Consider the following 10838-nt stretch of genomic DNA (forward strand, 5'->3'; position numbering starts at 1 on the left):
TTTTTATTTAAGTTTTTTATAATTTTTTTAAAATCTCATCAAAATCAATAGAATCAACATCTGCATAAACTAGATGTGCTTTGCCAACTCTTCCTTCTGGCCCAACGCCTACAGCCTTCATATTAGCAGCCAGAGCGGCTTCTACACCGGACTCAGCATCCTCTAAAACTACACATTCTTGTGGTTTCAGTCCAAGATTTTCAGCTGCATGCAGAAATAAATCCGGAGCAGGTTTAGCATTTTCTACACTGTTTCCATCTGCAATCGTATCAAAGATATCTGTAATTTGCAAATTTTTTAAAACTTTTCTCGCATTCCGGCTGGAAGATCCAACTGCAAGCTTATAGCCTTCTGCCTTTAATTTGTTTAACTTCGCTTCCATATCATCCAGAATATCAGCCTTACTTATTTCTTCTAAATAAACCTGATAATACTCATTTTTGCGATCTGTCCATTTCTTTTTTTGCTCATCCGAAACATCCTGACCATCTAAAATAATATCCATAGACTCCATTCTAGAAACTCCACGCAGCTGTTCATTTACTTCTCTATCGAAAAATAAATCTTCTTCATCTGCCAGCTTCTGCCAGCTTTTATAATGGTATTCTGCAGTATCTGTAATTACTCCATCAAGATCAAAAATAAAGCCTTTAATTTCTTTTGCCATAATAATCACTCCCATTTATATCTTCTTAGATAAAATTTAAATAACTTATCAGTTTAGTTCAAAGAAAAACTAGCAATGACCTTTTCTCCCGGGTCCAGGGTTGGCCTCCAAATTTCCATCTTTTCTGCTGCTGCAGATAAAGGCCGGGACATCCCTTCCATAAACAAACAAATTTCTGTCAGTTCATCGACTGGTATCGGGTTTTCAGCAAAAATATTACTGATAATTGTAATATGAAACATCCATTCCCCATAATTTTCGATTGTTGAAATCCCTTCAGCTGCCAGACTTTGATGAACAGCTTCAGAAAATTCCCGCAGTGACTCTGTTTCATTGACCTCAAGTACCAGCTGATGCTGATCAGAAAATTTAATGCAGGTAAACCGATCCACCTCAATTTCAATTTTACCAAATTCTTTTGCTTTTTCTTTCAGAATTTCTTCGGCCCGCTCAGACCTGTTTTTTTCTATTCTATCAATTGTAATATGAAGCTGCGGATATATCTGATCTGGATAAAGATTATAGTGTTCTGAAACTATTTTTTGGACCTGAGAAGCAGTTTCCACTAATTCTTTTCCAGGAATTAAAACTAAAAAATACTCATTTTCTAAGTCTGCAGCTTTTATCATAATTACCTCTCCATCTCTAATTTTCCAGCTTTTTTATTTTTGAAATTAAATTATCTTTTTCTTTCAATAAATATATATTTTGATCTTCCTCTAATAATTTATTCCAGATCTTTTCTGCTTTTCCTTTAATATAGTCTCTTTTTTTTATATCAAAATTAGAAAATAAAATTTTTCTCTTTTCTGGGTAATCAAATAAAACTTCTAAATTTGCAAGGTTACCATGTCCAAAAGGAAGATCACTTAAAATTATTAAATCTGCTTTTTCAATAAGTTCCCTGTTTTTTTGGATTTCTGTTTCCGAAATATCGATAAATGGAGGTGCCTCCACCATTTTGATTCCAAGTTCTTTTGCTGCCTGCCAGTCAGCATCGCCTATATTTAAAACTCCAATACTCAGCTGATAGCCCAGATTTTCTAATTTATAAAGCCAGTTTTTGGCAGTTCCTCCACCAGCTATAATATGGATTTTGAAATCTTTTTGTTTACTCTTTTTGATCCTGTTTACTTCAGGTACCAGAGTCACAAAAGGTTTTTTAGAAATCGGATTCGTTTTAATCAGTACTTCCGCATTATAAACTGCTTTTATATTATTTTCAGTCAATACTTCTTCTGCCGGTCCAGCAGCATAAATTCTGCCCTCTTTTAGCAGTAATAATTCTTCACAATACTGAGCAGTTAAATTGAGATCATGAGAGACGGTAATAATTGTTAAATTAAATTCCTGATTTAAATAATTTAAAAGATCATATATTTCCCCCTGATAATTAATATCCAGACTGGAGGTTGGTTCATCCAGAAGTAAAATATCAGGTTTCTGCGCCAGAGCTCTAGCAATTATTACCCGCTGTCTTTCTCCACCGGACAGTTCATTTATTAATTTTCCTCTCAATTTTAAAGTGTCCGTAACTTCCATTACCTCTTTTACTATTTTTTTATCTTCCTGGCTGAGCCCGGACCATCTTTTTTGGTAGGGATGCCTCCCCATCATTATAATATCATAAACGTTAAAATTAAAATTAACTTCTGTGTCCTGAGGGACAACTGCCATTTTTTTTGCAAGCTCTAAGGAACTATAGTCATTTAAAAGCTGATGGTCAAGATAAACTGCTCCACTCTCAGGCTTTAAAGTTTGACTCATGTTTTTTAAAAGAGTTGATTTCCCCGAAGCATTGGGCCCAATAATCCCAATAAATGATCCAGCCTCAATTTCAAGATCAATTCCCCGGAGGACTTTTTCCCGGGCATAACTAAATTTAATTTTATCTGTTTTTAACATAATTTTCACCAAATATTCTTAGATTTATTACGAAGTAAGTAAATAAAATATGGTCCACCTGCCAGAGCAGTGAGGATACCCACCGGCAGCTCTATTGGTGCCATAATAGTCCTGGCTGCAGTGTCAGCAATCAGCAGAAATGAGGCGCCAAATAAAGCCGCCAGTGGTATAAGTCGCCTGTGATCCGGGCCAATAATCAGCCTGGCAATATGCGGTACAACCAGACCAATAAAACCGATACTTCCACTGACAGAAACTACAGCAGCAGTCATTAATGAAGCAGCTCCCAGTAAAATAATTTTAGTTCTTTCTACATTCAAACCAAGATGAGCAGCACTTTCTTCTCCTAAAAGTAATATATTTAAATCTTTTAAATAAAATATGATAACAGCCAACGCGGTTAAAAAATAGGGAAGAATCATCCTGATATCGCCCCAACCAGCGCCAGCCAGGCTCCCCATCAGCCAGTAAACAAGCTGCTGCAAATTTTCAGTTCTTAAGACCATCAAAAATGACATCAGTGAATTTAAAATGAAACTTACTGCAACACCAGCCAGCAAAAAAGTTAAAACTGGTAATTTATTACCAACTCTGGCCAGCTGATAAACGGTAAAAACAGTTGCCACAGCCCCCATAAAAGCAAAAGCTGGAAGAGAACTGAGATTAAAAATAGTTATTTCTATACCTAAAAACAGAGCCAGCATTACTCCAGTACCGGCGCCAGCAGAGATACCAATAATATAGGGATCAACCATTGGATTTCGGATAATAGCCTGAAAAACCGAACCTGCTACAGCCAATCCGGCACCAACCATAAAAGCCAAAAGAATTCGCGGCAGACGAATTTCCCCAATAATTATTGCCGTTGAAGCCGAAACAGCATTACTACCCATGATATAGGAGCTAATATCCGCTGGACCAATCTGACTTGAACCAATAAACAAGGCCAGAAAGATAAGTAAAACTGAAAATGATACTGCTGTCAGATAAACAAATATATTCTTTTTATTTTCTCCCATAATTATCAAGTCTCCAGTGGCCTCAACCATTAAATGAAATTACATAACTTTATTTTTTGATAGAAAGCTTATTAATAACCAGGCCGGTTAAAAGCTTCGGATAAAAATCTGTAGATTTTTGCGGCATTTTTTCTCCCTGATCAGCAATTTCTTTTACTTCTTTAACTGAAGTTGGATTTAAAATAAAGGCAGCCTGATATTTACCAGTTCCCAGCTTTTCCAGGGCCCGATTTCGATATCTAATATAATCAAGGTTACTTTTAGCAGCCAGGGCTTTTTTATCGATACCCAGATATTTATCCAGTAAAATATTATGCAGAATACTGACATCTAATTCCTTATATTCTTTAGAAAAATCTCCTTCTACTGCAGCTAAAACTTTTTCATTTTCAAATTCAAAAACATAATACTCGGCAGCTGTCTCTGCTTTAAAACCAAACACTTTTTTATCCTGATTCTGATCTAAATAGTCATACATTTCTTCTTTCTGTTTAAACTTTTTAATTCTAAAATCCTCGCCTACTTTTTCTAAAAATGAATTGAGTTCAAAATCTGCTATTCCATATACTAATCTATGAGTTGGCAGTACCTTTAATCCCGGATCATCCATATTGACAAAAGTCATCAGTCGGTGGTTAAAACTTTCAACCCCATCTGCTTTCCAACCCTTTTCTTTACATTCTCTCTGGTAATTTAAAGCTGTCTGATAGCGGTGATGCCCATCAGCAATATATAAGTTTTTCGATTCCATCTTTTCCTGAACTGTTTTTATGAGTGTGGGATCTGTTATCTGCCAGACTTTATGTAAGTTTTGATCTTCATCCCTCACCTCAAACAGTGCTTCCTTTTCCATAACTTCAGTCAATAAATCATTAATCTCATTTTTTTGGTCAGAATAAAGCATAAAAATGTGGCCGAAATTAGCTTCAGTAGCTCTAATTAAATTTAGACGATCTGCTTTTGGACCCTCCATAGTGTTTTCATGAGCTTTAACACCTTCTCCAGCTTCTAATTCACCCAGTCCAACAAAACCCTTGCGTACAAATTTTTCGCCTTCAACTTCATATTCCTGAGTATAAAGATAAAATCCTGCCTTCTGATCCTGAATTAATATCTGTTCTTTAATCCAGGCTTCCAAATTATCTGCAGCACTCTGATAACGGTCCTCTTCTTTTCCTAAAATTAAACGAACAATATTATAAGGGCTCTGCTCATAATACTTTTTCTGCATCTCATTATCGATCTTGTCATATGGTTGTGTTACTACCTGCTCTAAGTCTTCAACCTGTTTCTGGTTATATCTATAACCATGAAATGGAAATACCTTCGCCATACTTATCACTCCTTTTGTTCATTATATATTTTTATAGGGATTACAGCAAGCTTGAACTGGATATTGTAATTTTTTGAATATAAAAAAATATAATATATTATATTTTAAGAGCTCCAGCAGCATTAAATGCTTGCTTTATCAATCACAATTAGATATAATTATAAAAAATTAGTAGCAAGAAGAGAGAAGGAGTGGTAATAAGTGTATAAAGTGTTAGTTAGTGACAATATTGCTCAAAAAGGTATTGACATTTTAGAAGAGGCAGGAATGAAAGTTGATTTCAAACCGGAGCAGAGTCGAGAAGAATTTTTAGAAACTATTGCCGAATATGATGGAATAATTGTTCGAAGTATGACACTTCTGGACAGTGAAGCTTTAGAAAAAGCTAAAAAATTAAAGGTAATAGGGAGAGCAGGTACAGGTTATGATAATATTGATTTAGATGAGGCTACTAAACACGGTATTTTTGTTTTTAACACCCCAACTGGAAATACTATTTCTGCAGTTGAACACACACTGGGAATGATGCTTTCACTTTCTCGTAATATTCCTCAGGCAAACCAGGCATTACACAATGATATCTGGGATAGAAAAAAATATATGGGAGTTGAAGTTAAGGGCAAAACTTTAGCAATTATTGGACTTGGGCGGATAGGCAGTAGAGTTGCCAAAAGAGCTCAAAGTTTTGGCATGAAGGTAATTGCCAACGATCCCTATTTATCTCCTCAAAAAGCTGAAAAAATAAATGTACCTTTACTACCATTTAAAGAGGTATTGGAACAGGCAGATTATGTAACTCTACATACTCCTCTAACTGATGAAACCTATCATATTTTAAGTCATAAAGAATTTGCAATCATGAAAAATAGTGCCCGGGTAATCAACTGTGCCCGGGGTCAGAATGTAGATACTGCTGCCCTGGCAGAAGCTCTTGAAAAAAATAAAATTGCAGGTGCAGCAATTGATGTTCACGAAGAAGAACCTGTAAAAGCCAGTAATAATCCATTACTCAAATACGAAGATAGAGTTATTATGACCTGTCATCTGGGTGGAACCACAACAGAAGCAATGGATAATGTTTCTATTACTGCAGCAGAAGAGGTCGTGTCTGTGCTCAAAAGTAATTTACCAGAATCTCCACTTAATATACCAGCTATGGATCCTCAGGAATTTAATCAGGCTAAACCATATATTAATCTGGTCACTAAGCTCGGTAATTTTATGGCAAAATGGAAAGGTCACGAAAGAATTGAAGCTGTAGAAGTAGAATATGGGGGAGAGGTTAACCAATTTAACCACAAACCAATGACTTTAAGTTTAGTAAAATCAGTTTTAGAACCAATTTTAGATGACCGTATTAATCTGGTTAATGCAATGCATGTTGCTCAGGAAAGAGGTATTTCTCTCAAAGAAAGTCAAATTCAAAATGAAGGTGAATTAAAAAATATAATTAAAATAAACCTTAAAACTGAAGGTGGTCAGTACAGTCTTGCTGGAACCTATTTACCTATCGGTTTTAGATTAATTGAAATTAATGGACTGCGAATTGATCTTGATCTTTCCGGCGAATTTATTATTGTTAGTTATCAGGATAAACCTGGAGTTATTGGTAAAATTGGTTCAACTTTAGGTGAAGAAAACATTAATATTGCAAATATGCAGGTAGGACGCCAAAAAGTTGGTGGAGAAGCAATTATGATGATGCAGATTGATTCCAAACCATCACAAAAAATTATGGATAGAATTAAAGAACATCTGGATGAGCTGAATACTCAGGTTAAAGATTTGAGTTATTTAGAAATATAATCGAATAATTTAGTAAAGCAGCCAGAATTTCTGGCTGCTTTTTTAATGAATATTTATCTAAAAACTATTTAGCAAAATCATATTCCAGTTCTCTGCTTAAAAAATACAGAAAAACAATTATCATTAAAATAAAAAAACTTATACTGGCAAAGCCTGTAAAAACACCAAACAGATCATTTATCTTTCCAATTAACCAGTTTGAAACCATATTAATGGCAGAAGCAGAAGTAATAATAAACCCCATATAAGAACTAACACCACTTTTAAATTCATTCATTATTACAGCCATAATAGTTGGAAACATTATAGAAATAAAAAAACCAGCTGCCGAAAAGAAAAAAGCACCATAATTTGCCTTAACTAAAAGACCAATAATAAATAAAAATAAAGTGGCAGCAGCAAAATAAATTAATATCTTTATATATCCAATGTGTTCTGTAAAATAACCACCAACCAACCTGCCGACAGTAAACACAATAAAAAATAGAGATAAATATGTAGATGCAGAAGCTGTAGTAAAAGCTCTTTCGACATGTAAAAAATTAACCAACCAACTTCCAATTGCTATTTCAGCTACCACACCTGATCCTAAAACAGCTGCAAAGAGCCACACCTTTTTCTGCTTAACAATTTCTCTAACAGCAATATTATCTTTACTATTATTTTCTACTTCTACAGGAAATTTCGTAAAAAATAAAAACAACAATAAAGCACTAATCAAAATTAAGGCTGTTAAATAAATTTGATGCCATGCAAAACCTAAAGAGATAAGCCAGCCAGCATAACGAGGTCCAATGGAAGCTCCAACCCCAAAGAAAAGATGAAGCATGTTCATCATCATCCCGGATCTCTCAACAAAGATCTTTGCTCCCAAAGAATTAGCGCCAATTTCTACTGAGCCTAATCCAATCCCCAGAAAAGTCATTAAAATTATTAGATACCAGAATGAATTAATATAGCCCATGGCAAAAATACTAAAAGCCGCTGTCAGAAAACCAAAAGCTATTACTTTCTTTAACCCAAAATGACTGGCTGCTATTCCTCCCAAAAATGTTGCTGACATAAAACCAAAAGTAGCAGCCATCAGCATAACCCCAATTTGAGAATAATTAACTGCAAAAAAATCCCTGATGGGAGGAATTAAGGTTCCCCTCATATTGTTAATAAAGCCCAGCATAACCATCATCATAAATGCCAGAAAAACTAACTTTCTATGTCTTTTCATCAATTATCATACCTTCCGATCTTCTAGAACAGCATTATAGAATTAGATTAGAAGTTGATAAATCTAAAATACTTTCAATAGTTGCCATTAAACCTTTAATATCAGCTAGAGTTAGGTCTCCCATATGGCCAATCCTAAAAGCTTTATTTTTTAAGTCTCCATATCCATTGGCAATTCTTATATCATATTTATCTACCAGTTCATTAATTAAACGCTCAACATCAACACCTCTATTATTTTCAATACAGGTAACAGTATTTGACCAGTAGCCTTCTTCAGCATAAATATCAAAGTATTCCAGGGCCCAATTCTGAACAAATTCAGCCATTTCCTGATGTCTGGCAAATCTATTTTCTATACCCTCATGGTTGACAATATCATCTAACTGTTTTTGTAAGGCAAAGATCTGCGGTATTGCAGGTGTAGTCCTGGTCTGTGAACGCTGGTGATATTTATGTAAAAGCGGTAAATTGAAATAATAACTTTTGCTTTCCACCTCTTTTGCTCTTTTTAATAATTTTTCACTTACTGAAGCCACCGTCAAACCGGCAGGTAAAGCAAAAGCTTTCTGCACACCAGCCAGACACATATCAATTCCCCACTCATCTACTTTAATCTTAGTTCCGGCCATCCCCGAAACTGCATCAACTAAAAATAGTACTTCATCATATTTTTGGACAACTTCTCCAATCTTTTTGATTGGATTCATTAAACCTGTAGAAGTCTCATTTAAAACTACAGTAATTGCATCATAATCGCCTGTCTCAAGTTTTTCCTCAACCAATTTGGGACGAATGGGCTGATCCCAGGCAATATCAACTTTATCACAGGGAACTCCATTTTTTTTAGTAATTGTATGCCAGCGATCAGAAAAAGCACCATTAACAAAATTTAAACATCTTTTTTTTACACCATTAGTCACTGCTGCTTCCATGGCCCCTGTGGAAGAAGAAGAAAATAATAAGACTGGATTATCCGTATAGAGTAATTTTTTTAAATTACTCTGAATATCGTCATAAATCCTGGAAAACTCCTCAGTTCGGTGATGGACCTGTGCTGTTGACAACTTCTGTAACAATTCTGCTCTTACCTCTGTTGGACCCGGAGTGAATAACTTTTCATGCATTTTTAACACCTCATAAATTATATTTTCAGCCTTAAGCTGAATTACTCAATTCTAGCTACTTGGATATAATTTTATTGCTACAATTATCTATTATTATAGCAGTAATGATTAAATTAATAAAGTTTAAATAAATTGTTTGAATATTAAATCTTATATAAAAATAAAAAAAGCACCCTTCAGGTGCAAAATCTAAAATGGAGCGGGAAACGAGATTTGAACTCGCGACCCTCACGTTGGCAACGTGATGCTCTACCACTGAGCTATTCCCGCATATTTAATGGTGGAGGGGAAAGGATTTGAACCTTTGTAGGCATCGCCGGCAGATTTACAGTCTGCTCCCTTTAACCACTCGGGCACCCCTCCAGATAAAATGTAGGAAGTAAGAAGTAGGAAATTGTATAATTGAAATCCTATTCTTCTTCTCAATAAAATATTTAATTATTTCTCCATCCAGAAAGCAATTTACTTTGGTGGAGATAAGGGGATTCGAACCCCTGGCCTCTACACTGCCAGTGTAGCGCTCTCCCAGCTGAGCTATATCCCCATGGCTGGTTAAACTAATGGAGCCGATGACCGGAGTTGAACCGGTGACCTCTTCCTTACCATGGAAGCGCTGCTACCAACTGAGCTACATCGGCATAAAAAATGGCGGAGGAGACGGGATTTGAACCCGCGATCTCCGGCTTGACAGGCCGGCGCGTTAAACCGCTACGCTACACCTCCGTATTTGGATGTAGGAAGTAAGATGTCGAGAAAGGAATCTCTTCCAATCTAACAATATACTTCATTATTTAAATGGTGGGCGAAACAGGGCTCGAACCTGTGACCCCCTGCTTGTAAGGCAGGTGCTCTCCCAACTGAGCTATTCGCCCGCAAAAATGGTACCCTCAAGGGGATTCGAACCCCTGCCGCCAGGATGAAAACCTGGTGTCCTAGACCCCTAGACGATGAGGGCATAAATTAAATGGCGGAGAGAGAGGGATTCGAACCCTCGCCAGGGTAAATACCCTGCTACAGGTTTAGCAAACCCGCCCCTTCAGCCACTTGGGTACCTCTCCAGATTGGAGGTTTAAAGTTAGAAATTAAAACTTAGAATAACCGCTAAGCAAACTCTCTTCTTTAACCTCTAAATAAAACATAAAAGTTTTATGGTGGGTCTAAGAGGACTTGAACCTCTGACACTGTGGGTATGAACCACATGCTCTAGCCAACTGAGCTATAGACCCATGATATATGGAGCGGGAAACGAGACTCGAACTCGCGACCCTCAGCTTGGAAGGCTGATGCTCTAGCCAACTGAGCTACTCCCGCATCTTATCATCTAATTTTTGCCTGATGTATATATATAATATTATTTTTTAAATTTAAAATGGTTGCGGGGACCGGATTCGAACCGATGGCCTCCAGGTTATGAGCCTGACGAGCTACCAGACTGCTCTACCCCGCGCTATTGAATGGTGAGCCATGGAGGATTCGAACCTCCGACAACCTGATTAAAAGTCAGGTGCTCTGCCAACTGAGCTAATGGCCCAAAATATTGATGATAGTTTATAATTTAATGGCTGGGGCGGTAGGATTCGAACCTACGCGTCCTGAGACCAAAACCCAGTGCCTTACCGCTTGGCTACACCCCAACATTACAAAAATCATCAAAGTTTGGAAAAAAGGACCGGCAGCGACCTACTCTCCCACATCGTTACCAATGCAGTACCATAGGCGCTGGAGGACTTAACTTTTGTGTTCGAGATGGGAACAAG

General features: G+C 36.5%; 8 protein-coding genes, 13 tRNA genes and 1 rRNA gene. 1 reads left to right on the forward strand and 21 read right to left on the reverse strand.

Annotated elements, in window-relative coordinates; all coding sequences use genetic code 11:
* Positions 1–16: 16 nt before the first annotated feature.
* The 5 genes from pgmB to C7958_RS13920 are packed head-to-tail and all read right to left on the reverse strand — an operon-like array spanning position 17 to position 4924.
* Positions 17–667 carry a beta-phosphoglucomutase gene (gene pgmB, locus C7958_RS13900; protein WP_111573287.1) on the reverse strand — a complete coding sequence of 217 codons (651 nt, stop codon included), beginning with the start codon at positions 665–667 and terminating at the stop codon, positions 17–19.
* A gap of 53 nt (positions 668–720) precedes the next feature.
* Positions 721–1296, reverse strand: coding sequence for a 2'-5' RNA ligase family protein (locus tag C7958_RS13905; RefSeq protein ID WP_111573288.1), 576 nt, complete (start codon positions 1294–1296; stop codon positions 721–723).
* A 16-nt stretch (positions 1297–1312) separates the two neighbouring features.
* Positions 1313–2572: an ABC transporter ATP-binding protein gene (locus C7958_RS13910; protein ID WP_111573289.1), complete on the reverse strand. Its 1260-nt coding sequence runs from the start codon at positions 2570–2572 to the stop codon at positions 1313–1315.
* Between the two features lie 5 nt (positions 2573–2577).
* Positions 2578–3591, reverse strand: a complete 1014-nt coding sequence (locus tag C7958_RS13915; protein WP_111573290.1) for a FecCD family ABC transporter permease — start codon at positions 3589–3591, stop codon at positions 2578–2580.
* Positions 3592–3640: 49 nt separating this feature from the next.
* Complete coding sequence (locus C7958_RS13920) at positions 3641–4924, reverse strand: DUF1015 domain-containing protein (RefSeq protein ID WP_111573291.1); 1284 nt, start codon at positions 4922–4924, stop codon at positions 3641–3643.
* Between the two features lie 201 nt (positions 4925–5125).
* Between C7958_RS13920 and serA the strand changes: the two genes are divergently transcribed.
* Entirely contained in the window at positions 5126–6730 is a 1605-nt protein-coding gene (gene serA / locus C7958_RS13925) for a phosphoglycerate dehydrogenase (RefSeq protein ID WP_111573292.1), read from the forward strand.
* Positions 6731–6794: 64 nt separating this feature from the next.
* Here the strand turns inward: serA and C7958_RS13930 are convergent, their stop codons facing one another.
* From C7958_RS13930 to rrf, 16 genes are all read right to left on the reverse strand, one after another.
* Positions 6795–7955 (reverse strand): MFS transporter, encoded by a 1161-nt coding sequence (locus C7958_RS13930; RefSeq protein ID WP_111573293.1) that lies wholly within the window; start codon positions 7953–7955, stop codon positions 6795–6797.
* Between the two features lie 34 nt (positions 7956–7989).
* On the reverse strand, positions 7990–9081 hold the full coding sequence (locus tag C7958_RS13935) for a pyridoxal-phosphate-dependent aminotransferase family protein (protein WP_111573294.1): 1092 nt from the start codon (positions 9079–9081) through the stop codon (positions 7990–7992).
* Between the two features lie 195 nt (positions 9082–9276).
* Positions 9277–9351, reverse strand: a tRNA-Gly gene (locus C7958_RS13940).
* Between the two features lie 8 nt (positions 9352–9359).
* Positions 9360–9444, reverse strand: a tRNA-Tyr gene (locus C7958_RS13945).
* 105 nt (positions 9445–9549) lie between these two features.
* Positions 9550–9625, reverse strand: a tRNA-Ala gene (locus C7958_RS13950).
* Positions 9626–9642: 17 nt separating this feature from the next.
* Positions 9643–9719, reverse strand: a tRNA-Thr gene (locus C7958_RS13955).
* An 8-nt stretch (positions 9720–9727) separates the two neighbouring features.
* Positions 9728–9804, reverse strand: a tRNA-Asp gene (locus C7958_RS13960).
* A gap of 73 nt (positions 9805–9877) precedes the next feature.
* Positions 9878–9953, reverse strand: a tRNA-Val gene (locus C7958_RS13965).
* A gap of 7 nt (positions 9954–9960) precedes the next feature.
* Positions 9961–10036, reverse strand: a tRNA-Glu gene (locus tag C7958_RS13970).
* Between the two features lie 10 nt (positions 10037–10046).
* Positions 10047–10139, reverse strand: a tRNA-Ser gene (locus C7958_RS13975).
* Positions 10140–10230: 91 nt separating this feature from the next.
* A tRNA-Met gene (locus tag C7958_RS13980) sits at positions 10231–10307 on the reverse strand.
* An 8-nt stretch (positions 10308–10315) separates the two neighbouring features.
* Positions 10316–10392: transfer RNA gene (locus C7958_RS13985), tRNA-Gly, on the reverse strand.
* Positions 10393–10451: 59 nt separating this feature from the next.
* A tRNA-Met gene (locus tag C7958_RS13990) sits at positions 10452–10528 on the reverse strand.
* Positions 10529–10536: 8 nt separating this feature from the next.
* A tRNA-Lys gene (locus C7958_RS13995) sits at positions 10537–10612 on the reverse strand.
* 28 nt (positions 10613–10640) lie between these two features.
* Positions 10641–10715 (reverse strand) — tRNA-Gln (locus tag C7958_RS14000).
* Between the two features lie 33 nt (positions 10716–10748).
* A 5S ribosomal RNA gene (rrf, locus tag C7958_RS14005) occupies positions 10749–10838 on the reverse strand; the annotation flags it as partial.

The organism is Halanaerobium saccharolyticum, assembly GCF_003259895.1.
Classification (GTDB): Bacteria; Bacillota; Halanaerobiia; order Halanaerobiales; family Halanaerobiaceae; genus Halanaerobium; species Halanaerobium saccharolyticum_A.